Origin of the sequence: Verrucosispora sp. FIM060022 (assembly GCF_003977705.1) — a bacterium.
Lineage (GTDB): Bacteria > Actinomycetota > Actinomycetes > Mycobacteriales > Micromonosporaceae > Micromonospora > Micromonospora gifhornensis.
In genome coordinates this window covers 66,832-90,022 of record NZ_RQIV01000015.1, presented here as the reverse complement: position 1 = coordinate 90,022, position 23,191 = coordinate 66,832, and the positions used below count along the sequence as shown (strand labels likewise).

Annotated in this window: 23 protein-coding genes; 3 read left to right on the top strand and 20 right to left on the bottom strand. The window is 71.7% G+C overall.

What is annotated here, in order from left to right; all coding sequences use genetic code 11:
• Positions 1-44: 44 nt before the first annotated feature.
• Genes EG812_RS27205 through EG812_RS27150 form a run of 12 tightly spaced genes read right to left on the bottom strand, consistent with a single transcriptional unit; the run spans position 45 to position 10,229 of the window.
• A complete protein-coding gene (locus tag EG812_RS27205) occupies positions 45-461 on the bottom strand; it encodes a RidA family protein (RefSeq protein WP_013733312.1) in 417 nt (138 codons plus the stop codon).
• The gene (locus EG812_RS27200) at positions 458-1,171 is read right to left on the bottom strand and encodes a 2-keto-4-pentenoate hydratase (protein WP_013733313.1); all 714 of its coding nucleotides are present in this window, start codon (positions 1,169-1,171) and stop codon (positions 458-460) included. Before EG812_RS27200 ends, EG812_RS27205 begins: the two co-directional genes overlap by 4 nt.
• The gene (dmpG, locus tag EG812_RS27195) at positions 1,168-2,190 is read right to left on the bottom strand and encodes a 4-hydroxy-2-oxovalerate aldolase (protein ID WP_126713258.1); all 1,023 of its coding nucleotides are present in this window, start codon (positions 2,188-2,190) and stop codon (positions 1,168-1,170) included. The genes EG812_RS27200 and dmpG overlap by 4 nt, the downstream gene beginning before the upstream one ends.
• On the bottom strand, positions 2,187-3,098 hold the full coding sequence (locus tag EG812_RS27190; protein WP_126713257.1) for an acetaldehyde dehydrogenase (acetylating): 912 nt from the start codon (positions 3,096-3,098) through the stop codon (positions 2,187-2,189). The genes dmpG and EG812_RS27190 overlap by 4 nt, the downstream gene beginning before the upstream one ends.
• 58 nt (positions 3,099-3,156) lie before the next feature.
• Positions 3,157-3,951 (bottom strand): 2-keto-4-pentenoate hydratase, encoded by a 795-nt coding sequence (locus tag EG812_RS27185; RefSeq protein ID WP_102658971.1) that lies wholly within the window; start codon positions 3,949-3,951, stop codon positions 3,157-3,159.
• Positions 3,948-5,465 (bottom strand): 2-hydroxymuconic semialdehyde dehydrogenase, encoded by a 1,518-nt coding sequence (locus EG812_RS27180; RefSeq protein WP_233579662.1) that lies wholly within the window; start codon positions 5,463-5,465, stop codon positions 3,948-3,950. Before EG812_RS27180 ends, EG812_RS27185 begins: the two co-directional genes overlap by 4 nt.
• A gap of 12 nt (positions 5,466-5,477) precedes the next feature.
• The gene (locus tag EG812_RS27175) at positions 5,478-5,726 is read right to left on the bottom strand and encodes a EutN/CcmL family microcompartment protein (RefSeq protein WP_013733318.1); all 249 of its coding nucleotides are present in this window, start codon (positions 5,724-5,726) and stop codon (positions 5,478-5,480) included.
• On the bottom strand, positions 5,726-6,052 hold the full coding sequence (locus EG812_RS27170) for a BMC domain-containing protein (RefSeq protein WP_013733319.1): 327 nt from the start codon (positions 6,050-6,052) through the stop codon (positions 5,726-5,728). Before EG812_RS27170 ends, EG812_RS27175 begins: the two co-directional genes overlap by 1 nt.
• A 20-nt stretch (positions 6,053-6,072) precedes the next feature.
• Entirely contained in the window at positions 6,073-6,363 is a 291-nt protein-coding gene (locus EG812_RS27165) for a BMC domain-containing protein (protein ID WP_013733320.1), read from the bottom strand.
• A gap of 20 nt (positions 6,364-6,383) precedes the next feature.
• Complete coding sequence (locus EG812_RS27160) at positions 6,384-7,211, bottom strand: DODA-type extradiol aromatic ring-opening family dioxygenase (protein ID WP_013733321.1); 828 nt, start codon at positions 7,209-7,211, stop codon at positions 6,384-6,386.
• A complete protein-coding gene (locus tag EG812_RS27155; protein ID WP_013733322.1) occupies positions 7,204-8,193 on the bottom strand; it encodes a DODA-type extradiol aromatic ring-opening family dioxygenase in 990 nt (329 codons plus the stop codon). The genes EG812_RS27160 and EG812_RS27155 overlap by 8 nt, the downstream gene beginning before the upstream one ends.
• A complete protein-coding gene (locus tag EG812_RS27150) occupies positions 8,190-10,229 on the bottom strand; it encodes a hydantoinase B/oxoprolinase family protein (protein WP_126713256.1) in 2,040 nt (679 codons plus the stop codon). The genes EG812_RS27155 and EG812_RS27150 overlap by 4 nt, the downstream gene beginning before the upstream one ends.
• 142 nt (positions 10,230-10,371) lie before the next feature.
• Here EG812_RS27150 and EG812_RS27145 point away from each other — a divergent pair, with 142 nt between their 5' ends.
• Positions 10,372-11,199, top strand: coding sequence for an IclR family transcriptional regulator (locus tag EG812_RS27145; protein WP_013733324.1), 828 nt, complete (start codon positions 10,372-10,374; stop codon positions 11,197-11,199).
• Between the two features lie 5 nt (positions 11,200-11,204).
• Here EG812_RS27145 and EG812_RS27140 read toward each other — a convergent pair whose 3' ends face one another.
• The 8 genes from EG812_RS27140 to EG812_RS27105 are packed head-to-tail and all read right to left on the bottom strand — an operon-like array spanning position 11,205 to position 21,235.
• Positions 11,205-12,827 carry a thiamine pyrophosphate-binding protein gene (locus EG812_RS27140; protein ID WP_126713255.1) on the bottom strand — a complete coding sequence of 541 codons (1,623 nt, stop codon included), beginning with the start codon at positions 12,825-12,827 and terminating at the stop codon, positions 11,205-11,207.
• Positions 12,824-13,570, bottom strand: coding sequence for an enoyl-CoA hydratase/isomerase family protein (locus tag EG812_RS27135; protein ID WP_126713254.1), 747 nt, complete (start codon positions 13,568-13,570; stop codon positions 12,824-12,826). The genes EG812_RS27140 and EG812_RS27135 overlap by 4 nt, the downstream gene beginning before the upstream one ends.
• Positions 13,570-14,928 (bottom strand): adenylosuccinate lyase, encoded by a 1,359-nt coding sequence (purB, locus tag EG812_RS27130; protein ID WP_126713253.1) that lies wholly within the window; start codon positions 14,926-14,928, stop codon positions 13,570-13,572. The genes EG812_RS27135 and purB overlap by 1 nt, the downstream gene beginning before the upstream one ends.
• Positions 14,928-16,493 carry a class I adenylate-forming enzyme family protein gene (locus EG812_RS27125; protein ID WP_126713252.1) on the bottom strand — a complete coding sequence of 522 codons (1,566 nt, stop codon included), beginning with the start codon at positions 16,491-16,493 and terminating at the stop codon, positions 14,928-14,930. Before EG812_RS27125 ends, purB begins: the two co-directional genes overlap by 1 nt.
• Positions 16,494-16,495: 2 nt before the next feature.
• Positions 16,496-18,505, bottom strand: a complete 2,010-nt coding sequence (locus EG812_RS27120; RefSeq protein ID WP_126713251.1) for a hydantoinase/oxoprolinase family protein — start codon at positions 18,503-18,505, stop codon at positions 16,496-16,498.
• 59 nt (positions 18,506-18,564) lie between these two features.
• Complete coding sequence (locus EG812_RS27115) at positions 18,565-19,395, bottom strand: ABC transporter permease (RefSeq protein ID WP_013733330.1); 831 nt, start codon at positions 19,393-19,395, stop codon at positions 18,565-18,567.
• Positions 19,392-20,276, bottom strand: coding sequence for an ABC transporter ATP-binding protein (locus EG812_RS27110; protein ID WP_126713250.1), 885 nt, complete (start codon positions 20,274-20,276; stop codon positions 19,392-19,394). Before EG812_RS27110 ends, EG812_RS27115 begins: the two co-directional genes overlap by 4 nt.
• Complete coding sequence (locus tag EG812_RS27105; protein ID WP_013733332.1) at positions 20,273-21,235, bottom strand: ABC transporter substrate-binding protein; 963 nt, start codon at positions 21,233-21,235, stop codon at positions 20,273-20,275. Before EG812_RS27105 ends, EG812_RS27110 begins: the two co-directional genes overlap by 4 nt.
• 142 nt (positions 21,236-21,377) lie before the next feature.
• Between EG812_RS27105 and EG812_RS27100 the strand changes: the two genes are divergently transcribed.
• Both EG812_RS27100 and EG812_RS27095 read left to right on the top strand, forming a co-directional pair.
• Positions 21,378-22,241, top strand: a complete 864-nt coding sequence (locus tag EG812_RS27100; protein ID WP_126713249.1) for a MaoC family dehydratase — start codon at positions 21,378-21,380, stop codon at positions 22,239-22,241.
• A gap of 136 nt (positions 22,242-22,377) precedes the next feature.
• Positions 22,378-23,151, top strand: coding sequence for a hypothetical protein (locus EG812_RS27095; protein WP_013733334.1), 774 nt, complete (start codon positions 22,378-22,380; stop codon positions 23,149-23,151).
• The last annotated feature ends 40 nt before the right edge of the window (positions 23,152-23,191 follow it).

Sequence of the window (23,191 nt, the reverse complement as noted above, 5' to 3'; positions counted from 1 at the left end):
CGGAATTCTCACCCTGCCTGGTATCGCTCCCAGCAGACGTGGCCTCAGTCGACCGGCAGCAGCGCGATCCCCTGCATCTCGATCAGCAGGTGCGGGTGCGGCAACTGGTGCACCGCCACGGTGGTACGCGTCGGCCCGGTCTCGTCGAAGAGTTCGGCGTACACCCGGTTGTAGCCGCCGAAGTCGTTCATGCTGACCAGGTACGTGGTCACCTGCACCAGATCGGACAGGTCCGCGCCCACCTCGCGCAGGATGTCGCGCATGTTCTCGATCACCGCGCGGGTCTGCACCTCGATGTCCAACGAGGTGGTACCCAGCGCGTCCACAGTCGCACCGGCGATCGTGTTGTCGGGACGGCGGCTGCTCGTACCGGAGACGAAGGCGAACCCGCCCGCGACCTTGACGTGCGGGAACCGGCCACGCGGCACGGCCTTGCCGGCGACGACCCGAGCCCCGCTCATGCCGAGGCCCGCAGCGAGACGGTGCCGAGCTGCTCGACGGTGACCCGCACGTGCGCGCCCGGCGTCAGGGGCACCGCGGCGGTCGCCGCGCCGGCCAGCAGCACCCAGCCGTCGCGCAGTTCCCCGGCGAGGCGGGCCGCCTCGGGCAGGGCGCGGCGCGGGTCGCCGAGGATCGCCGCGGTCGAGCCGACCTGCGCGACCCGACCGTCGACCTCCAGCAGCACACCGAGGTTGTCCACGTTGTCGGGCACCGGCTGCCACGGCCCGACGACGAAGCCGGATGCGGAGGTGTTGTCGGCGATCACCTCGGCCAGGGTGAACCGGAAGTCCCGGTACCGGGAGTCGATGAGCTCGACGGCGGGGGCGACGGCGGCGATCGCGCCACCCTCGACGAGGAACGCCACCTCCGGCTCGACCTTCGGATGGATGTGTCCGGACAGGTCGACGGTGCCGCCGTCACAGATGTGCATCGCGTCGGTGAGCCGACCCCAGATCACCTCGTCGACGCCCATCTGGGTCATCTTCGCCCGGCTGGTCAGGCCCAGCTTCACCCCGACCACCGCCTCACCACGGCCCACCCGGCGTGCCACCAGGGCGTCCTGCACCTGGTACGCGGTGGCCACGTCGAGGCCGGCGTCGGCACCGAACTGGGCGAGCGCGGTCCGTGTCACGGCGGCCTCGTCCAGCCGGGCGGCGATAGTGTCGATCACTGCGGGTCCTTCCCGGCGTCCCGGACCAGGTCCAGCGCCACGTCGACGATCATGTCCTCCTGGCCGCCGACCATCTTGCGGCGACCCAACTCCAGCAGGATGGTGCGCACGTCCACGCCGTAGCGGCCGGCGGCGCTCTCCGCGTGCCGCAGGAACGACGAGTAGACTCCGGCGAAACCGAGCGACAACGTCTCCCGGTCCACCCGCACCGGCCGGTCCTGCAACGGACGCACCAGATCCTCGGCGGCGTCCATCAGCGCGAACACGTCACAGCCGTGCTTCCAGCCGTTCAGCTCGGCCACCGCGACGAAGACCTCCAGCGGCGCGTTGCCCGCCCCGGCACCCATCCCGGCCAGTGAGGCGTCCACCCGGCGCACCCCGTGCTCGACCGCGACGAGGCTGTTGGCCACGCCGAGGGAGAGGTTGTGGTGGGCGTGGATGCCGATCTGGGTGCTCGGTTCGAGGACCTGCCGGTACGCGTCGACCCGCTGCGCCACATCGGACATCAGCAGCCGGCCACCGGAGTCGGTGACGTAGACGCAGTGCGCCCCGTACGACTCCATCAGTTTGGCCTGCGCGGCCAGTCCGGCCGGATCGTTCATGTGGGACATCATCAGGAACCCGGCGACGTCCATGCCGTTGTCCCGGGCCCAGGAGATGTGCTGCGCGGAGATGTCCGCCTCGGTGCAGTGCGTGGCGATGCGCACACTGGTCACGCCGAGGGCCTTGGCCGCCTTCAGGTCGGCGATGGTGCCGATACCGGGCAGCAGCAGGGTGGTCAGCTTCGCGTTCGTCATCACCTCGGCCGCCGCCGCGATCCACTCGGCGTCGCTTGCCGCACCGTGGCCGTAGTTGACACTCGACCCGGCCAACCCGTCACCGTGCGCCACCTCGATCGCGGCCACCCCGGCGGCGTCCAACGCCGCCGCGATGGTCCGCACCTGGTCCACGGTGTAGCGGTGGGCGATGGCGTGCATGCCATCGCGCAGCGTCACGTCCTGGATGTAGAGATCGGTCACGACGAGACCATCCGTTCGGCCGTACGCAGCGCGGCGCTTGTCATGATGTCCAGGTTGCCCGCGTACGCGGGCAGGTAGTGGCCGGCACCGGAGACCTCCAGGAACACGGAGACCTGAATGCCGACGAAGTGCCCGCCGAGCGCCGGCACGTACGTGTCCACCTCGGTGAACTGCACCTGCTGCTTGAGCCGGTAGCCGGGCACGTACTGCTGCACCGCCGCCACCATCGCCTCCACCGACGCGGTGATCGCGTCGCGGTCGGCGTCCGGATCGGGGCACAGGCAGTAGACCGTGTCGCGCATCAGCAGCGGCGGCTCCGCCGGATTCAGCACGATCACCGCCTTGCCGCGGCCCGCCCCGCCGACCACCTCGATGGCCCGGGCGGTGGTCTCGGTGAACTCGTCGATGTTGGCGCGGGTGCCCGGACCGGCCGAACGGGAGGAGATCGAGGCGACGATCTCGCCGTACGCCACCGGCGTGACCGCGGCGACGGCCGCGACGATCGGCACGGTCGCCTGACCGCCGCAGGTGACCATGTTGACGTTGCGCTCGCCCAGGTGGGCGTCGAGGTTCACCGGCGGCACCACGTACGGGCCGATGGCGGCCGGGGTCAGGTCGACGACCCGGCGACCGTGGGCGCGCAGCACCGCGTCGTTGTGCCGGTGCGCGCCCGCGCTTGTGGCGTCGAAGACGATCCCGACGTCGGCGAACTCCGGCATCGCGACGAGCCCGTCGACACCTGCGGCGGTGGTGGCCACACCGAGCCGACGGGCCCGGGCCAGACCGTCGGAGTCCGGGTCGATGCCGACCATCGCCACCATCCGCAGCGACTCCGACAGCCGTAACACTTTGATCATCAGGTCGGTGCCGATGTTGCCGGAACCGATCACCGCCACGCCGGTGCTCATGACGCGCCACCTTTCGTTCTCGACTGCGGGGCTCGCAAAACCGGCTCGCTCCTCGCGCTCACGAGCCACCTTTCGAGAAGCAGGCCCGGACGCTGCCCAGTCCGGAGATACGGGCCTCGTACGCCGCGCCCGGGGTCACCGCCACCATCGGGCCGAGCGCGCCGGACAACACGGTGTCCCCGGCCCGCAGCGGTCGACCGTTCGCGGCGAGGGTCCCCGCCAGCCAGGCGACGGCGTGCAACGGGTTGCCCAGGCACGCCGCCCCGGCCCCGACGGAGACGGGCTCGCCGCCCTGCTCCAGCACGGCACCGCAGAGCCGCAGGTCGACCTCACCCAGCCGGCGCGGACTGGTGCCGAGCACGTACCTGCCGCTGGAGGCGTTGTCGGCCACCGTGTCCACGATGGAGATATCCCAGTTCGCGATCCGCGAGTCGACGATCTCGATGGCGGGCAGCAGGTGATCGGTGGCCCGCACCACGTCGGCGACGGTGACCTGGTCGTAGGGCAGGTCGCGGCCGAGGACGAAGGCGACCTCTGCCTCGACGCGCGGCTGCAACAGGGTCCGCGGGTCGATCTCGGCGCCGTCGGGGACGGCCATGTCGGCGAAGAGGACACCGAAGTCGGGTTGGAAGACCCCGAACGCCTCCTGCACCGCCCGCGAGGTCAGGCCCACCTTCGCCCCGACCAGCCGGCGACCCTCGGCCAGCCAGTCGCTGACCTGGGCCTGCTGCACGGCGTACGCGGCGGTCAGGTCACCGGCCGGCAGCAGGTCGTCGCGCAACGGCTGACAGGCCACCCCGGTGGCGTACGCCTGGCGCAGCGCCGCGGCCGCGGCCTTGATGTCGGCGCTCATCCGAGGTCCACGCAGACGTTAGTGAGTTCGGAGTAGAAGTGCAGCGAATGGGTGCCGCCCTCGCGTCCCACGCCGGACGCCTTCACCCCACCGAACGGGGTGCGCAGATCCCGCAGGAACCACGTGTTCACCCAGACCAGCCCGGCCTCCAGCCGTGCCCCGGCCCGATGCGCCCGACCCACGTCGCGGGTCCACACCGTGGCGGCCAGGCCGTACTCGCTGTCGTTGGCCAGCGCGAACGCCTCGTCCTCGTCGTCGAACGGCGCGATGTGGCAGACCGGACCGAAGATCTCCTCCCGCATGGTGCGGGCGTGCCGCCCCAACCCGGTCAGAACGGTGGGCTGCACGTACGAGCCGCTGTCGCGGTCGTCGCCGAACACCGGCACGCCACCGCCGGCCAGCACGGTGGCCCCCTCGGCGCGGGCCAGCTCGTAGTGGCCGAGCACCTTCTCCCGGTGCTTGGCCGAGATCAGCGGCATCGTCATCGTCGCCGGCTCGGACGGCCAACCGAACGCCAGCTCCTCGGCCCGCTTCGCCAACCGGGCCGCGAACTCCTCGAAGACCGGCCGCTGCACGTAGATCCGTTCGGTGCACAGGCAGACCTGACCACCGTTGGTGAAGCTGGACCGCACCGAGCCTTCGACGGCCGCGTCCAGATCGGCGTCGGCGAAGACCAGCCCGGCGTTCTTGCCGCCCAGCTCGAACGACACCGCCTTCACCCCGTCGGCCGCGGCACGCATGATGGCCGAGCCGGTGGCGGACTCGCCGGTGAAGGTGATCGCGTCCACCCCCGGATGGCGGGTGAGCGCCTCACCCGCCGAGCCGGGACCGAAGCCGTGCACCAGGTTGAACACCCCGTCGGGCACACCGGCGGCGGCCATCACCTCGGCCAGCACGGTCGCCGACGACGGCGTCTCCTCGCTGGGCTTGACGACCACCGCGTTGCCGCACGCCAGGGCCGGTGCCACCTTCCAGGTCAGCAGCAGCAGCGGCAGGTTCCACGGCACGATGATCGCCACCACGCCGACCGGCTTGCGGACCGCGTAGTTCAGCGCCCGCCCACCGCTCGCGGTGACGGTGGTGAACGACTCCGTCGGAGTGGCGGTGATGATGTCGGCGAACGTCCGGAAGTTCGCCGCACCGCGCGGGATGTCCAAGGTGCGGGCCTGGGCCACCGACTTGCCGGTGTCGGCGACCTCGGCGGCGACCAGGTCGTCGAAACGGCGTTCCAACTCGTCGGCGACCCGGCGCAGCACCGCGGCCCGCTCGCCCTCGCCCATGGCACCCCACGGGCCGCGCAGCGCGGCCCGTGCGGCGGTCACCGCGGCGTCCACGGTGGCCTGGTCGGCCTCGGCGACGTGCAGCAGCGTCTCACCGGTCACCGGCGACACCTTCGCGAACGAGGTGCCGCCGGTGACGAACTCACCGCCGACGTAGTTCGGTAGCAGCAGGTCGCCGCTGCGGCGCCCGTCGATCAGGCCGCTCGGCCAACGGGTGGTACGCCCGGATGTCATGGGCTTGGTTCCCTATCGTTCGGTGGTGGAGTCAGCGACGAGCGCCACGACGGCCGCGTCGGCCGTCGGCTCGCCCGTGGCCGCGGCTGCCGCCTCGTCGGTGGCGATCAGCACGACGGTGCCGACGCCGACGTTGAGCGGGTCGATCGCGACCAGGTCGGGCCCCTCGCTGCGGGGCCGGACCAGCACCAGCCGGCGGCCCTGCAACGTGGGCAGGATCTTGTCCGGCCAGACCTTGGCGACGACCTCACCGAGAATCATCAGCCGTCTCCCCGCAGGCTTGCCATGACCTCGCGGATGCGGGCGGCCTCCGGGTCCTCCAGCAGCGCCGCCGTGGTGGGGTGCGGCTTGGGGTACACCTGCGAGCTGCGCAGCTCGCCGTGCTGCCGGATGGCGGCCTCGCCGGCGGCCACGGCCTGCCGGACGGCGGCGAGGGTGCCCTGCACGGCGGCGGCAAGGTAACCGCTGGTCACCCGCTCCACGGCGATGCAGCGCACGTCCGCAGTCTTGATCATGGCTTCGATCCCGGCGGACAGGGCCACCACGCCCCGGGTCTCGACGATGCCGATGGCGATGTCAGAAGGCATGTGTTGTTCTCCTTACCGGGTCAGTTGCCGACGAGGCGAGGGTCGACGGCGAGCGCCGAGACCGCGTCACAGGGGCTGGCGAAGACGATGGAACGCACCTTCCGGCTCTTGGCCTTGGCGGTCTCCTCGCCGATGTCGACGGCCTCCTCGACGGTGGCCAGGTCGCCGCGCAGGGCGACGGCGACGATGCCGCCGCCGAGGCGCACGACGCGGGTCACCTCGACCTCGGTGGCCTTCACCATCGCGTCGACCGCGTCGAAGATGGCGGTGTAGCCCTCGGCCTCGACGAAGCCGGCAGCCATGTTCCGCATGGGTTCTCCTTTTCCGATGTTCAGGGCAGGTTCCAGGACAGGACGGCACCGCCGGTGCCCCAGAGCGGTCCGTATGCGTGCAGCTGCGCCGGACCGGCCGTCGCTCCGGCGCCGGCGGCGAACGCCAGCGCGCGGAACTGGCTGTCGGCCTGCGCCTGCCGGGCGAAGTCCTCGCGGATCTTCAACACCTCGTCGACCTTGCCGGCGGTCAGCAGGTCCAACACCCGCCGGTTCCAGCGGTCGTGCCCGGGGTCGCTGACGTGATCGTCGTGCGGCTCGATCCACTGCTGGATCAGGCCGGACGACATGCCGGTGACCACGACGACGGCGGCACGGACGCCGGCCTCGCGGGCCGCGGCGGCACCGGCCGCACCGACGTCGGCGAGGGTCTGCGCGTCGGCGTACAGGTTGCAGGACACCTGCGCCCAGCGCAGCTCGCGGTCCGGGTCGAGCAGCGCCGAGGTGACGATGGTGCCGGTGTCGATCGGAAAGCCGTCGTAGCGGGTACGCCGGGCCTGCATGCCGGCCTTGTTCACGTGATCGGTCCACCGCTCGGTGAACGGCACGTCGAAGCGCAGGTCGTAGCGGAGCTCGCCGTAGTCGTAGGCGTACCAGTTCTCGTCGACGTGCTCGCCGCGCGGGTTCGGGTCGCACTGGAACTGGTGACCCAGCACGGTGAACCACTGGGTGGACAGCAGCAGCACCACGTCGGGCTTGAGGCGACGCAACCGATCGCCCACCTCCCGGGCGGCGGCAGCCAGGTCGGCCCAGCACTGCGCGGGCTTCTCGGCCAGCAGGTGCGGCATGCCGGGCAGCAGCGCCCCGGCGACGATGCCGGTGTCAGCCACGGTGTCCTCCTTCGGGCGTCCACTCGACGACCGCGTTGCCGGTGCCGATGATCGTTCCGTAGCCCATGACGTCGCCGGGCACCTGCGGCCAGCCCATCGCGGCCAACATCCAGGTCAGGCTGCCCGCCTTGGTCTCCGACGCGGTCGCCTCGATGTGCTCGGTGATCAGCTCGCGCAGCGGCGCGGTCGGCCCCCGGCGGATCGCCTCCAGCAGCTTCATGTCCCAGCGGTACTGGTGGTTGTTGTACGGGTGCTCGCGTTCCATGTCCTCCGGCAGTTCCGGCTCCTCGTGCCAGTGCAGGTGGGACAGGGAGTTGGAGGCCAGCAGCACGGCCCGTCGGCCGGTGCGTTCGACGGCCCGGCGGGTCGCCTCGCCCAGCACCTCCATCTCCTCCAGCGACGCCTCGGAGTAGAAGTACGGGTTGTTGTTTGCCGACAACGACACCACCGGGATGTCCCAGGCCGGGTTGACCAGGTGCAACGCGCCGATGGTGGCGTAGTCCACCCGCACCCGGGGGTCGTGCAGCTTGCGGGTGACCAGACCCAGGTCGGTGGCCTCGTCGGCGATGGCCTCGCCCAGCTCCACATCGGTACGGAAGTCGTAGGAGTACCGGAACAGGTGCGGGAAGATCGGCTCGACGGAGACACCGCGCGGGTTGGGCACGCAGTTGACGTGGTGACCGACCATCGTGATCCAGTGCGGGGCGTGCACGATCAGCACGTCGGGGCGGTGCACCTCGCGGATGCGCTTGCGCAGCCGCTCGTACGCCCAGCGCAGCACCTCCCAGCCGCCGGTGGACCGCGGCTCGTTCTGCGGCGGGTTCTCCGCGTAGATCAGGTGCGGCGGGTGCGGGCTCAGCACCCCGGCGACGATGCCGGCGCGGGCGGGCGTCGGCTCCGCCGAAGGTCGTTCGGTGGTGTCGTAGCGGCGGGCACCGCCCGAACGGGCGGGTGCCACGGGCACGCGGAAGACTCTGCTCATGCCGGTCCCTCCCCGGTCGTGCCCCGGTCGGCCAGCACCCGCACGAACGTGCGCTCGTCGGGTTCGGCGCCGAGGATCTGCAGCCCGTCGTCGTCGAGGGCCAGTTGGTCGTCGGTCAGGTCCGGGTCGTGCCGGACCCAGGCCCGCAGGGGCGCGGGGTGCGGGCCGTGGATCTCCACGAGGGCGCCGTCGGCCAGGCCGGTGCCCGGACCCACGTAGGCGAGCCGTCGCCGGCCACGCTCCCCGGTGTACGGCTGCCGGTCGGTGGTGCCGACCCGCAGCCAGGTGCGCCGGCGGCGCAGTTCCTGCCGGGCCGCTGCGGTCGCGGCGGCGTCGACCCGGCCGTCGGCGTCGAACCGCAGGCCGTAGCGGTGCTGCGCATCGTCGGCGTCCAGGTAGCCCTGCGTCACGTCGTCGGCGACGGCGGCGGGTTCACGCTCGAGCGGATCGCCCCAGCCGCCGCCACCGGCGGACTCCATGACGAGCACGTCGCCGCTGCGCATCGCGAAGCCGGCGACCTTGCCGGGGGTGTCGAAGTCGACCCGTTCGCCGTCGGCGCGGCGCACGAACGTCACGGTGGGGGCACCGGGGCCACCACGGTGCAGACCGTACGGCGGCACGGTGGTGCGGTCGGTCTGCACCGAGTACGCCCCGTTGCTGGCGAGCAGCCGGGTTTCGCGTCGGCTGCCCAGCCCGCCCCGGCGTGCCCCGTCGCCGCATGAGCCGAGTCGCAGCTCGGAGGCGTCGACGACGATCGGGATCTCCGTCTCCAGCCGTTCGACGGACTGGATGGTGGAGATGTCGCCGAGGTCGACGGGGTTCATCGCGCTCGGACCGTCGGATTCCAGGAAGCCGCCGTTGCCACCTGCGGGGTAGTCGTAGTACAGGTAGGACCGGCCGGTGCGTTGGTCCACGCCGCCGATGAGGTTCTGGAAGGTGGTTCCGAATTGGTCGGCTGCGATGAGGTCGGGCGCGACCTGACTCAGCGTGGCCATGACCGCGGAGATGACCCGCTTGCGTACCTCGCTGTGCGCGTTGGCGGGCGCGGGGTAGGCGACGTGCACGACGGTGCCCGGCTCGGTGTGCACCCGCAGCGGCCGGAAGGCGCCGTGGTTGACCAGGCCGCCGGGGTCGAGCGCGCTCTTGACGGCGATGAAGACGCCGGCGACGGTCATCGCCCGCGAGGAGTTGACGACGGCGGCGACCTGCGTGGACGAGCCCCGGAAGTCGGCGTCGATCTCGTCGCCGTCGATGGTGAGCACGCAGCGCACCAGCGCGGGGTCGTACCGCCCGTCGGTGTAGAGGTCGAGGTAGTCCTCGTAGCGGTAGACACCGTCGGGCAGTTGCCGGATGCGGTCGCGCAGCCGCTGCTCGGTGCGGTCCATGTTGGCGGCCACGCTGTCGAGCAGCAGTGGCGCGCCGTAGCGGCCGACGAGTTCGCGCAGTCGCCGCTCGGCGGTGAAGCAGGCGGCGATGCAGCTCTCCAGGTCGCCGCGACGCTCGTCGGCCATCCGCACGTTGGCGAAGAGGATGGCGTACGCGGCGGCGTTGGGGCGACCCTGCTCGATCAGCTTGATCGGCGGGATGCGCAACCCCTCCTGAAGGATCTCGGTGGCCTGCCCGGAGACGCTGCCGGGAGTCATCCCGCCGATGTCGGCCCAGTGCATGCGCACGCAGGGGAAGAGGAACAACTCGCCGTCGACGAAGACCGGGGTGATCAGTGTGACGTCGTTGAGGTGACTGCCGCCCCGGTACGGATCGTTGACGATGTACAGGTCGCCGGGGCGCATCTCGTCGGCGAAGTCGGCGAAGATCTCGGCGACGGAAGCCGGCATGGCGATGACGTGCCCGGGCATGTCCCGGCCCTGGGCCACCATCTGACCCTTGGGGTCGAACAACGCGCAGGAGAAGTCCTGCGCATCGGCGATGACGGGGGAGTGCGCGGTGCGGAAGATCGTCTGGCGCATCTCGCGCACGATCGAGATGAGACCTTCGGTCACGATCTCGAGGTCGATCGGGTTCAACGTCTTGGTCATGCGACGCCTCATGGGTTCCGACTCGTGATGACGAGTGGTTTGGCTTTGACCTCACACGGACCATGTGGTCCCGTGCATGGACCATAATGTGGTCCGTGGTTTATATTGTGAAACACTAGCAACCGAGAAGGTGGGAAGCAAGATGTCGCAGGTCGCAGGACCGTCCCCAGCTGCGGAGGGACCGGCCGCCCGGGAATCGGGCACCCAGGCGCTCGACCGCGCGCTCAGCGTGCTGCTGGCCTTCCGCAGTGGCGGCGTCGAACGCAAGGTCAGCGACGTCAGTCGCGAGCTGGGACTGCACAAGTCGACGGCCAGCCGGTTGTTCCGGGCGCTCGCCGACACCGGCTTCCTGCAACGCAACGAGGAGACCGGCGCGTACCGGCTCGGGGTCACCGTCTTCGAGTTGGGCGCCTGCTTCCTCGAAGGCCTCGACATGCACGCCCTGGCCCGGCCACTGCTGCACCAGCTCGCCCAGGACGAGGGCGAGTCGGTCAACCTGTCCATCCGCGACGAGCTGGATGCCCTGTCGATCTACATCGAGCGCGGCACCCGCAACGTGCAGCTCGTCTCCCGCCTCGGCCGGCGCATCCCGCTGTGGTGCAGCGCAGCCGGCAAGGCGCTGCTGCTCGACCTCGACGACGAGCAGATCCGCGCCATGTTCGCCGACACCCAGTTCACACCGCTGACCCCGAACACCATCACCGACCTGGACACCTTCGCCAAGCGGATGCACCAGGTCCGCGAGCAGGGATGGGCGCTCAACGACGAGGAGAGCGAAGAGGGCCTGCGGGTCGTCGCCGCGCCGGTACGCGACCGGCTCGGCCAGGTCACCGCCGCGATCAGCATCTCCGGGCCGATCTTCCGCCTCGACGAGACCCGCGTCGCCGAACTGGCCGCCGCCGCCGTACGCACGGCGAACGAGCTGTCGCGTCAGCTGGGTCATGGCGTGGGTGCGGTCTGGGGGGACTGACCGGCTCAGAAGTGTTCCTGCACGGCGTCCGGGTGCACCCGCACGTGCAGCAGGGCGGGGCCGGTGACCGGCAGCACCGCGTCGAACGCGGCGTCGGCACTGGCCTCGTCCGTCACCGTCCACGCCGGCACACCCAGCGCCCGAGCCACCGCAGCGAGGTCACGGTCGGGGAAGCGGGCCAGCGCCGGATCCACCCCACGCGGACGCAGCTTGCGCACCTCCGCCCCGTACGCCGAGTCGTCCAGGACGATCAACAGCACCGCCGCGCCCGTATGGGCCAAGGTGTCCAGCTCACCGAGCCCGGTGAACAGACTGCCGTCACCCTCGAACGCCACCACCGGCCGGTCCGGGCGGCCCACCGCGGCACCCACCGCGAACGGCAGCCCCACGCCGATGCTGCCGAACTCCCACGGGGCGACAAGCGCCCGGTCCGTCGCCGGTGAATCCAGCAACAGGTTCGGCCAGCCGCCGAAGTGCCCCACCCCCACCACCGTGGTGCGTTGTGGCGGCAGTCTGCGGGCGCAGACCCGGATGAACGCCCTCGGGTCGATCCGGTCCGCCGCCTGCAACGGTTGCAGCCCGGCGAACGCGTCGGCCGCCGCCACCTCCCGCGCCAGCTCCGCCGACCGCCACTGCGGCCGCGAGATCACCGGTAGCACCGCCGACACCGCCGAAGCGACCGTCTCCGCGTCGCCCACCACCGGCACATCCACCGGCCAACGGTCACCCAACGCCGCCGGGTCGATGTCGACGCACACCACAGTGGCCTGGCCGAACAGCCGGCCATGGTCCGCGGTCCACCGGTTGAGCCCGGCACCGAACGCCACCATCAGATCCGCCTCACCCAACACCCGCCGGGCCAGCGGCCGGGCCAGACCACCCGCCACCCCCAGACAGTACGGATGGTCGGCGAAGAGACCCCCGGCCATCAGCGTGGTGGCCAGCACGGCACCGGTGCGATCCGCCAACTCCCGTACCGCCGCCGCGGCCGCCTCCGCGCCCCGCCCGGCCAGCACCACCGGCCGTTCGGCCTGCTGGAGCAGCGCGGCGAGCATCGCCACGTCGTCCGGGTGCGCCGCCGGCGGCCCCGGCCGGCGGGTAGCCGCCACGGCGACCGGCGCCGGCACATCGTCCGCGACGTCCTGGTCCTGCAGGTCGATCGGCACGTTCAACACCACCGGCCCAGGAGCCGAGCGGGCCAGCCGGAACGCCGTGGCGACGTCCCGGGCCACGTTCGCCGCAGCCACCACCGGCACCATCTCACCCGCCGTGGCCAACGCGAACGGCTGCTGCGGGAAGCTCTGCACATGCCCCGGGTCGCCGGGCGGGGTGTCACCCGCCACCAGCACCAGCGGCGTACGCGCCTGGCGGGCGATGGTCAGCGCGGCACCCGCCACGGCCAACCCCGGACCCTGCGTCACCGTGGCCACCGGGCACCGGCCGGTCGCGCGGGCGTACCCGTCGGCCATCATCACCGCGGCGTTCTCGTTGCGGGCCGCCACGAACCGCACCCCGTGCCGGGCCACCAGGTCGCTGACGAGGAACATGTTCGCGTCGCCGAGCAGGCCGAACACCGTGTCGACGCCTTGGGCGACAAGCGCGTCCGCCAGCAACTGGTACACCTTCACGACTTCCCGCCCTTCGGGTACGCGCCCGCCGGCCGCAACGCGACGCTCAACGCCCCCAGATAGGAGTCGTTGGCGGCGGCCTCGAACCTCGGCCCGGCCAGCCGGGCGGCACGCTTCGTCATCGACCGGCCCACCGGCGAGACGGCCAGCAGCCGCTCGATGACCGCGTCACACGCCGCGCCCAGCTCGTCCGCCGGCACCGCCGCGGTGACCAGGTCGTGCCGCAGCATCTCGGCCGGGGTGATCCGATCGCCCAGCAGCAGCCAGCGCTTCGCCCGGTCCGCGCCGACCAGATCGGCCAGGATCGCCATGCCGCTCCAGGTCAGCGGGATACCGAAGGTGACCTCGGGGAAGGTGAAGAAGCAGCTGTCGGCGGCCACCCGCAGGTCGGCGGCGAGACCGAGCACCGCCCCGGAGCCGATCGCCGGGCCGTTGAACGCGGTCACCGTGGTTTGCTCCATCCGGTACCAGCGCTCCACCACCTCGGCCGTACGGCGCTGCACGTGCATGGTCGTCGCCGCGTCCAGGGTGGCCAGCTCGTCGAGGTCGGTGCCGGCGCAGAACGCCGACCCGGCGCCGGTGAGCACCAGCACCTCCACCTCGGAGTCGCGGCCCACCTCGTGCAGCACGTCCTCGAACCGGGCCAGCATCGCCAGGTCGAAGCTGTTGCGCCGGTGCGGGCGGTTCAGCGTGATCCGGGCCAGCCGACCGGCCCGCTCCAGCAACACGGACGGTTCGTTCATCAGGGCGACTCCGAGGTGAGCAGGGCGCGGTCCACCAGGGCGGCCGCGTGACCGACGTACGACAGCGGATCGAGCAGTTCGGCGATGTCCCCGCCGGACAGGGCGGCGGCGACCTCCGGGTCGCCGCGCAGCACCTCGGCGAACGGGCGACCCTGTTCCAGGCTGTCGCGTACCACCCGCATCACCAGGTGGTGCGCCTGCTCACGACCCAACGGGCCGGCCAGCCGCAACATCACCGCCTCCGACAGCACCAGCCCACCGGTGATGTCGAGGTTGGCGCGCATCCGGTCCGGATTCACGCCCAGGTCACCGAAGACCTCCACCAGGCGTTCCAGGACACCACCGATGAGGATGAAACACTCCGGCAGCAGCTTCCACAGCGTCATGCCGACGCCCATGTCCCGGTCGTCCTGCGCGACCATCGTCTGCAGCGCCAACGGCACCTGCGCCCGCAGCGTGCTGGCCGCCGCGATCACCGCCTCGCAGCGGATCGGGTTGCGTTTGTGCGGCATGGTGCTGCTGCCCACCTGGGTTGCCCGCTGCGGCTCGTACGCCTCGCCGACCTCGGTACGACCCAGGAAGTAGACCTCCCGAGCCAGCTTCTCGCCGCTGGACGCCACCAGGCCCAGCACCATCAGACACTCGGCGAACCGGTCGGAGGTGGCATGCCAGGGGGTGTCCGCCACCCCCAGACCCAACTCCTCGGCGACAGCCCGCTCCAGCGCGAACGCCTGCGGCCCGTACCCGGCCATGGTGCCCGCCGCCCCGCCCATGCTCGTCACCAGCAGCCGGGCGCGCATCTCCCGCAGCCGGGCGCGGTGGCGCTGCAACTCGCTCTGCCACACCGCCAGCCGCAGCCCGAACGTCGTCGGCAACGCCTGCTGGCCGTGCGTGCGTGCCGGCATCGGGGTGCTGCGGTGCCGCAGCGCCAACCGCCGCAACAGCCGTACCAACTCGTCGAGCTGTCGGCCGACGATGTCCAGGCCGGCCCGGGCCCGCAGGACGAAGCCGGTGTCCATCACGTCCTGCGTGGTGGCGCCCAGGTGCACGTAACGCCCCGCGTCACCCGGACAGGCCGCGGTCAGGGCACGCACCAGCGGCACCAGCGGGTGCACGGTGTCCTCGGCATCGGCGGCCAGGGCCGCCGCGTCCAGCTTCTCCAGCCGGGCCGTCGCCGAGATGGCATCCGCGGCGGCCTGCGGAATGATCCCCAGCGACGCCTGCCCACGGGCCAGCGCCGCCTCCACATCCAGCCAGGACTGCATCAGCTGCCGGTCGTTGAACACCCCGCGCATCTCGGCGTTGCCGAAGAAGCTGGTGACCGTCAGCGAATCGAGAAAGCACGACCCCAGCTGCATCAGTTCTCCCCCTCGAACAGTGTCAGCGCGGCGCGTCGGTCGACCTTGCCGGACGGCAGCAGCGGCAGGTCGGCGACCACGCGTACCCGGGTGGGCAGCTTGTGCCGGGCCAGTCGCCCGGCCACGGCGGCGAGCACGTCGTCGATGTCGAGCCGTGCGCCGGGCGCGGCGATCAGCAGCGCACCGACCTCCTCACCCCAGCGCGCCGACGGCACACCGAGCACGCAGGCCTGACCGACGGTGTCGTGTTCGCAGAGCACGGCCTCCACCTCGGCCGGACTGACGTTCTCGCCGCCACGGATGACGAGTTCCTTGACCCGGCCGGTGAGCGTGAACACCCGCTCGGAGCTGAGCGCGCCGAGGTCGCCGGTGCGCAGCCAACCGTCGTCGGTCAGGGCGGCGGCGGTGGCGGCGGGGTCGTCCAAGTAGCCGGAGGTGACCGACTCGCCGCGCACCAGCAGCTCCCCGGCCTCACCCGACGGCACCGGGTGCCGGGTGCCGGGTTGCACCACGACCGCGTCGAGGTCGGGCACGATCCGCCCGACGGTCAGCCCGACCGGGGCACAGCTGCCGTCGCCCGGGTCGACGCTGATCGTGGGACCTGCCTCGGTCTGGCCGTAGATGACGGCCGCCCGGTCCAGGCCCAGCACGCGTACGGTCCGCTCCCGCAGTGCGGGCGGGCACGGCGCGCCGCCGAGGAAACCGACCCGCAGCGAGGAGATGTCCCACCGCCGAGGCTCGGCCTGCACCCGATCGGCGATCATCGTGGCCATCGTCGGGACGGCCTGCAGCACGGTGCAGCGGTGCCGCTCGATCAGGTCCAGCACCGTCTCGGAACGGAACCGGCGGGTCGACACCCACAGCGCCCCGGTGACAAGTGCGAGCACCGCGCCGCTGCTCAGCCCGGCGGCGTGCGCCAACGGCAGCGGCGAGGCGAGGACGTCGCCGGCGTGCAGCCCGGCCGCCTGAGCCGTCCACTGCGCATTGCGCACCAGGTTGCGGCCGCTCAACGTCACCATCTTCGCCGGGCCGGTGGAGCCCGAGGTGAACTGGATGTTCAGCACCGCGTCGGCGTCACCTACCGGTTCCGGCGTCGGGTCGGCCCAGCCGGGCAGGCCCGCCAGCGCCTGGCGGCCGCCGTCGTCACCAAGCGGGTGGATGCCGTCCGGCGCGTACGGCGCACCGGTCAGTGCGGCGTCCGCCTCGGCGACCGCGTCCCGGTCGCGGATCCGGCCGGCCACGAACAGCCGGCGCGGACGGGCGCGGGCCACCGCCTCGGCCAACTCCGCCCCGGTCAGACCGGGGTGCAGGGTGACAAGTGCCGCGCCGCGCCAGGCCGCCGCGGCGAGCAGCGTCAGCCAGGCGAGGCTGTTCTCCGACCACACCGCGATCCGGTCACCGCGGCCGATGCCGTGGGCGGCCAGCACGGCGGCCCCCCGGCCCGCCAGCTCGGCGAACTCGGCGTACGTGACCGGGCGGTCCAGCTCCGCGAAGGCGTACAGCGGCCGGTCCGGGTGCCGCGCCGCCGCGTCGAGCAGCACGGCGTCGAGGGCGAGTGGCGCCATGGTCAGTCCCGGGTGAGCAGCAGGTTGCCGTGCTCGTCGGCCGCGCCGCTCCAGCCGGCCCCGACGACTGTGGTGCTGCCGTTCTCCCGCACCACGGCCGGGCCGGTCACCCGGATGCCCGGTCCCAGCTCGCTGCGCCGCCACACGGCGGCGTCCACCCAGCCGTCCGGCCCGTACAGCCGGGTCCGCTCCGGCTGGGCCTCGCCGCCGGAGGGGGCGGCGAAACGCACCACGGGGCTCGGCCCGAAGGCGGTCAGCCGGCAGTTCACGATCTCGGCCGGGTGGTCGGTGCGCACGTAGGCGTACCGCTCGGCGTACGCGGCGTGGAAGGCCGCGACCAGGTCCTCGGCGGTGGCGGGCAGGCCGTCGACGGCGACGGCCAGGTGGTGGCTCTGGCCGCGGAAGCGCATCCCCACCGTCAGCGCGAATGACACCTGGTCGGCCTCGACCCCGTCCTCCGCCTTGAGCTGCGCCCGGGCGGCGTCCTCCAACTCGGCGACGACGGCCCGCGCCGAGGCCAGGCCGGACTCGTCGGCGGCGGCCAGGACGGTACGCACGTAGTCGTGCCGGGCGCGGGCGGTGACGAACCCGAGCGCGGAGAAGTTGCCCGGCACCGGCGGCACCAGCACCCGGCTGATGCCCAGTTCGTCGGCGAGCGCCGTGGCGTGCATCGGACCGGCGCCACCGAAGGGCATCAGCACGAAGTCGCGGGGGTCGTGGCCGCGGGCCACCGAGATTTCCTTGATCGCGCTTGTCATCTTGATGGTGGCCAGCCGCAGGATGCCGTGCGCCAGCTCCATCGCGTCCAGCCCGAGCTGCTCGGCGAGCACCTCGGTGGCCGCCTGCGCGGGTGCCGGGTCCAGCTGCACCTCGCCGCCCAGGCTCTCCTGCGGGTCGAGGTGCCCGACCAGCAGGTGGGCGTCGGTGGTGGTCGGTTCGGTGCCGCCGCGGCCGTAGCAGGCCGGGCCGGGTGTGGAGCCGGCGCTGCGGGGGCCGATCCGCAGCTCGCCGCCGAGGTCACGCCAGGCGATGGAACCACCGCCGGCCCCGATCGTGTTGATCTCCACCTGGAACGTGCGGTTCGGGTAGCCGGCGATCGTCCCGTCGCTTGTCATCAGCGGCGCGCCGTCCTTGATCAGGCAGACGTCGGTGCTGGTGCCACCGATGTCACAGGTGATCACGTTCGAGTGGCCGGCCAGACCGGCGACGTAGACGGCAGCGGCGACACCGCCGGCCGGGCCGGACAGCGCCAGGTTGATGGGCAGCCGGCTGGCCTCGTCGGTGGAGACGACGCCGCCGCTGCTGGTCATGATCGACAGTGGATGCAGGTAGCCGGCACCGGCCAGGGCGGTGCCGAGCCCGCGCAGGTAGTCGGCGACGGTGCCCCGGACACTGGCGTTGAGCACCGTGGTGGCGAACCGCTCGTACTCGCCCTGCTCCGGCACCACGTCCGAGGAGACCGTGCAGACCAGGTTCGGGTAGCGCTCGGCGAGCCGTCGCGCCGCGGCCCGCTCGTGAGCCGGGTTGCGGTACGAGTGCAGCAGGCAGACCGCGACGGTGCCCGGACCGGCGGCGGCGACCCGGTCCAGGACCTCGTCCAGGTGGCTGGTGTCGAGCGCTTCGATGACCGAGCCGTCGGCGGCGACCCGCTCCCGCAGCGTGTGCCGCAGGGAGCGGGGCACCAACGACGGGCGGGCCGCCTCCTTGACGCTGTAGAGCTGCGGCCGGTGCCCGAGGCCCATCTCCAGCACGTCGCGGAAGCCGTCGGTGGTGACCACGCTGACCGGGTCGCCGGAGCCCTCCAGCAGGGCGTTGGTCACCCGGGTGGTGCCGTGCACGAAGCGGTCCACCGCGTCCAGGGAGACGCCGAGCTTGGCCAGCCCTTCGAAGATCGCCGCCGCGGGATCGTGCGGCGTCGACAGCGTCTTCGCCTCGGCGAGCCGTGCGGTGGCCGGCTCGTAGACGATCACGTCGGTGAACGTGCCGCCGATGTCGACGCCGATGCAGAGCATGCGGAAGTGCCTTTCGTGGAGAGGGGAGACCGACCGTCAGGCGGTGTGCGGCGGCGGCGTCAGAAGGTGACGCCGTAGCGGCGCAGGGTGGTCCGCGTGACGGTGCGCAAGATCCAGTCGAAGAGGTAGCCGAGCAGTCCGAGGGCGAGGATGCCGACGAAGACCCACTCGGTCTTGGCGTAGTTGCGGGCGGTCCAGATCAGCGAGCCCAGCCCGCTCTGCGCCGCGACGATCTCGGCGGAGACGATCGTCAGGAACGAGTTGCCCATGGCGAGCCGGGCACCGGTGACGACGTGCGGCACCGTGGACGGCAGCACGACCGACACGAGGGTGCGCAGCGGCGAGGCGCCCAGCGCACGGGCGGCCCGCAGCCGCAGATCGTCGACGGCCAGCACACCGGCGAGGGTGTTGAGCGCGACGATGAAGACGGTGGTGTAGAAGATCAGCGCGACCTTGGACGCCTCGCCCGGGCCGAGCCAGATGATCGCCAGGGTGACGAAGGCGATCGGCGGCACGAACCGGAAGAACTGGATGTACGGGTCGAGCATCAGCCGCAGCCAGGGGATGCATCCCATGAGCAGCCCCACCGGCACACCGATCACCACACCGAGCGCCCAGCCGGTCAGGATGCGGGTCGACGAGGCGGTGACCGAGTCCCACAGGGTGCCGTCCCGGACCAGGTCGACGGCGCCCTGCCAGGTCAGCATCGGCGACGGCAGGAAGAACGCGGTGTAGTTGCGGCTGACCAGGTCCCAGACGAGGATGCCGAGGGCCACGGAGAGCACCGACAGCCCGATCCGGGTCAACCGGGGCTTGGCGCTACGGCGCCGTGCCGGGCGGCGCGGCGCGACCGAGGCCGGCGCCGGGTCGGTGCGTACGTCGACGGTCATCGTCCCGCCCCTTTCTGATCGCCGGTCGACCGGCCGTCGTGCCCGTCGTCGAGCCCCTGGGCCCGCAGGGTCCGGGCCACCTCCTCGCCGATGTCCTCGCGCAGCTGCCGGAACAGGGCGGCGCTGGCCGGGTCGGTGAGGTCACGCGGTCGGGGCAGGTCGCACGGGTAGACGTTCTTGATGGCGGCGGCCGGGCCGGCCGTCATGGTGACGATGCGGTCGCTGAGCAGGATCGCCTCGCCGATGTCGTGGGTGACGAACAGGATGGTGGCGCCGGTGTCGCGCCAGATCCGGTCCAGCTCGACCTGCATGACCAGCCGGGTCTGCGCGTCCAGGGCCCCGAACGGCTCGTCCATCAGGACGACGGAGGGCTCGTTGGCCAGCACCCGGGCCAGCTGCGCCCGCTGCCGCATGCCGCCGGAGAGCTGGCTGGGGAACTTGTCCGCGCTGTGGCTGAGCCCGACCATCGCCAGGTAGCGGTCCTCCACGGCGGCGCGTTGCGCCTTCGGCATGCGCCGCATCCGGGGACCGAAGCTGACGTTCTGCCGGACGGTCAACCAGGGGAACAGTGCCTCCGCGCTCTGGAAGACCACACCGCGCGACACGTCCGGCCCGGTGACCGGGGCGTTGCCGCAGGTGACCTCGCCGCCGGCCGGAGTGACGAACCCGGCGACCGCGTTGAGCAGGGTCGACTTGCCGCAACCGCTGGGCCCGAGCAGGCAGACGAACTCGCCTGCCGCGATGTCGAGCGTCGCCCCGCGTACCGCGTCGAAGTCGCCGAAGCGGATGTCGACGTCGCGCAGGGAGACGGGGGCCCCGCCCCGGCCGGTCGACGATGACCGGCCGGTCGGGGCTGCCGTACGGGTGCTGTGGGGCGTCACACCAGACCCCTGATCATCACCGTCGCAGGGTCGGCCGCCTTCTCCACGATCTTGCTGTCCTGCTGGAACTGGGCGATCTCGGCGTAGCGCTTCAGGTCCTCGTCGGTGAAGTCGCGGACCTTGCACTCCACGCCCTTGAGCAGGTTCTCCGCCTCGGCGGCCGGAACCTTGATCGCCTTCTCGGTGACCGAGCCGGCCTTGGCGGGGTCGGCGGTGAGCTGGTCACACGCCTTGCCGATGGTGTCGACGACCTTCTTGGCGGCGTCCTTGTTCGCCTCGTACCAGGCGCCGTCCACGCCGATCACGAGGTTGTAGACGTAGCCGATGTCGCCGCTGGTGAGGAGGATCTTGCCGCCGTTGGCGACACCGCGCGACGGCCACGGCTCCCACATGATGTAACCGTCGACGTCGCCGCGCTGCAGCAGCGCCGGCATCTCGGCGGGGGAGGCGTTGACGAACTCGACGGAGTCCCGGCTGATGTTCTTGGCCGCGAGCACCTTGTTGGTGGCGTACTCGTTGACCGTGCCGGGCACGACGCCGTACTTCTTGATGCCGGTCACGTCGGAGATTCCGTCGCGGGCGACGAGCTTGATGAAGCTGGGCGACTGGGAGAAGACGGCCAGGCCCTTGATGTCACCGCGAGTAGCCCGGTTGAGTAGGCTGGACTCGGTGCTGGCGGTGAACTGACCCTGCTTGGCCAGGATCGCGTCGAGGCCGCCGGTGCCCTCCTGGAACTGGGTCACCGTCACGTTGACCCCCGACGCGGCGAACAGCTTGTCCTGGTCGGCCAGGTAGATCGGCGAGTAGGCCGGGTCCACCCCCACACCGAACGTGACGTTGGCGGACGGTTCGGCGGCGGAGCCACCGGAGCCGTCTGCCGTCTGGTTCTCCGCGCATGCGGCCCCAGCGACCGTAATCAGCAGGGCCGCGGCTGCTACCCGCAACGTGCGCATCTTCATGGCTACCTCAGTCCTTCGACTGGCTCATATGGTGGTCCGTGTTGCTTAATGTGGGACGGTACTGTGCTGCCAACCACAGCGTCAAGAGATTCCCAAGGCGCTGACCAGCACTTTGTTGGCACCGGCCCAGAAACGAGGTCCCATGGCCCTGACTGCCGACCCCGGAGCGCTCGACGCCCGCCCGCACCCCGCGTCGCTGCTGCACTGGCGGTGCACCGCCGAACGGCACTGGGACAACACCGACTCGCTGCTGTACGCCCTCGGCGTCGGTGCCGGCCAGGACGACCCCACCGCCGAGTTGCGCTTCACCACCGAGAACTCCGCCGGGCACCCGCAGGCCGCCCTGCCGACCTTCGCCGCGCTGCTCGCCGCCGACCCGCCGCCCCTGGGCGACCCGGCGAACGTCCGCCACGCCGAACAGTCCCTGCTGCTGCACCGCGCACTACCCGTCGCAGGCGTCGCCCGCATCACCGCCGCCGTCACCGCCGTCCATGACCAGGGCAGCGGCGCTCTGGTCCGGGTGCTCTCCCGGATCAGCGACGGGCACGGTCGCCCACTGGCCACCGCCCGGGCGGGCTTCTTCGTCGTCGGCGCGGGCGGCTTCGGCGGCGACCGGGCACCCGCGGCGGCCTGGCCGACTCCCGCCGCAGCACCCGACCACGAGATCCACTACCCGGTGCCCCGCGACCAGGCGCTGCTCTACCGCCTCAGCGGCGACCGCAACCCGCTGCACAGCGACCCGACAGTCGCCGTACGCGCCGGCCTGCCGCAGCCGTTGCTGCACGGACTCTGCACCTACGGCTACGCGGGGCGTGCCCTGCTGCACGCGGTCGCCGGATCGGATCCGGCCCGGCTGCGCGGCCTCGACGCCCGCTTCACCGCACCCGTGTATCCAGGCACCACCCTGACGGTCCGGATCTGGCGGCGTCGCCTCGGCGTCGTCTTCCAGGTCGTCGACACCACCGGCCGGGTCGTGCTCGACCGGGGTGCTGCCGGGGTGCGGTAGCCGGCAGGACCTGCCCGTGAAGGCGGCGCACCGAAGCGGTGACGGGCCACCAGCGCATCGAATATCTGCTATATATGGGAACGCTTCCACGGGCGGCCTGTCCCCGGCACGCTGGGAACCAACTCACGGAGGAACCATGCGTAACCTTCTCGCCGCGTTGACCGCCCTGATGCTCGGCGTCACGGCCGGCAGCGTGCCCACCGACGCCGCGAACGCCGCACACCACGGCTCCTGTCCCCGGCACCTGCTCTTCTGCGAGGACTTCGAGGGCTTACGGCCCGGCGGCGCCAGCACCCTGGACTGGGGCATCGACACGCGCAACGGCACCCTCACCGTGGAACGCGCCCGCCGCGGCAATCAGGTGCTGCACATCCACACCGTCGACAACGGGCGCGCCTTCCTGCGCGTCGACGACTTCGCGGCACCGGGCAACCGCTTCTACGGCCGGATGCGGCTGCGCGTCGACGCCTTCCCCACCGCCCCCGACTGGGCGCACTTCACACTTGTGGAGGCGACCGGCACCGGCAGTTCGGAGATCGTCCGACCGATCGGCGGCCAGTACGCACCCACGGTCCCCGGCATCTTCTGGGGCGTGGGCGCCGACGGCGGACCGACCGGCGACTGGACCAACTGGCGGGAGTCGGCGCCCGTGGTCGAAGACACCTGGCAGTGCTTCGAGTGGCAACTCGACCCGAAGGACAACCGCGTCGTGGTGTGGATCGACGGGGTGGCGAACCCGGAGCTGACCGCCTCCACCACCCGGCACGGCGGCAACGACGTGCCGTTCATCCTGCCGACGGTGAACACCGTGAAGATCGGCTGGCAGCTCTACCAGGGCGGTACCACCCCGGGTGAGTTCGACCTCTGGATCGACGACATCGCGCTGTCCACCAAGCGCATCGGCTGCTGACCCGGCAGCGCGGTCCGCAGGCCGACCCGCTCCGCCCGAG

Bases quoted from the DNA above. Each gene is read 5' to 3' on its own strand.
- EG812_RS27125 (WP_126713252.1), bottom strand. From the start codon at position 16,493: ATGGCGCCACTCGCCCTCGACGCCGTGCTGCTCGACGCGGCGGCGCGG.
- EG812_RS27205 (WP_013733312.1), bottom strand. From the start codon at position 461: ATGAGCGGGGCTCGGGTCGTCGCCGGCAAGGCCGTGCCGCGTGGCCGG.
- EG812_RS27180 (WP_233579662.1), bottom strand. From the start codon at position 5,465: ATGACATCCGGGCGTACCACCCGTTGGCCGAGCGGCCTGATCGACGGG.
- EG812_RS27135 (WP_126713254.1), bottom strand. From the start codon at position 13,570: ATGAACGAACCGTCCGTGTTGCTGGAGCGGGCCGGTCGGCTGGCCCGG.
- EG812_RS27185 (WP_102658971.1), bottom strand. From the start codon at position 3,951: ATGAGCGCCGACATCAAGGCCGCGGCCGCGGCGCTGCGCCAGGCGTAC.
- EG812_RS27145 (WP_013733324.1), top strand. From the start codon at position 10,372: ATGTCGCAGGTCGCAGGACCGTCCCCAGCTGCGGAGGGACCGGCCGCC.
- purB (WP_126713253.1), bottom strand. From the start codon at position 14,928: ATGCAGCTGGGGTCGTGCTTTCTCGATTCGCTGACGGTCACCAGCTTC.
- EG812_RS27105 (WP_013733332.1), bottom strand. From the start codon at position 21,235: ATGAAGATGCGCACGTTGCGGGTAGCAGCCGCGGCCCTGCTGATTACG.
- EG812_RS27095 (WP_013733334.1), top strand. From the start codon at position 22,378: ATGCGTAACCTTCTCGCCGCGTTGACCGCCCTGATGCTCGGCGTCACG.
- EG812_RS27100 (WP_126713249.1), top strand. From the start codon at position 21,378: ATGGCCCTGACTGCCGACCCCGGAGCGCTCGACGCCCGCCCGCACCCC.
- EG812_RS27115 (WP_013733330.1), bottom strand. From the start codon at position 19,395: ATGACCGTCGACGTACGCACCGACCCGGCGCCGGCCTCGGTCGCGCCG.
- EG812_RS27155 (WP_013733322.1), bottom strand. From the start codon at position 8,193: ATGAGCAGAGTCTTCCGCGTGCCCGTGGCACCCGCCCGTTCGGGCGGT.
- EG812_RS27175 (WP_013733318.1), bottom strand. From the start codon at position 5,726: ATGATTCTCGGTGAGGTCGTCGCCAAGGTCTGGCCGGACAAGATCCTG.
- EG812_RS27170 (WP_013733319.1), bottom strand. From the start codon at position 6,052: ATGCCTTCTGACATCGCCATCGGCATCGTCGAGACCCGGGGCGTGGTG.
- EG812_RS27150 (WP_126713256.1), bottom strand. From the start codon at position 10,229: ATGACCAAGACGTTGAACCCGATCGACCTCGAGATCGTGACCGAAGGT.
- EG812_RS27165 (WP_013733320.1), bottom strand. From the start codon at position 6,363: ATGCGGAACATGGCTGCCGGCTTCGTCGAGGCCGAGGGCTACACCGCC.
- EG812_RS27190 (WP_126713257.1), bottom strand. From the start codon at position 3,098: ATGAGCACCGGCGTGGCGGTGATCGGTTCCGGCAACATCGGCACCGAC.
- EG812_RS27120 (WP_126713251.1), bottom strand. From the start codon at position 18,505: ATGCTCTGCATCGGCGTCGACATCGGCGGCACGTTCACCGACGTGATC.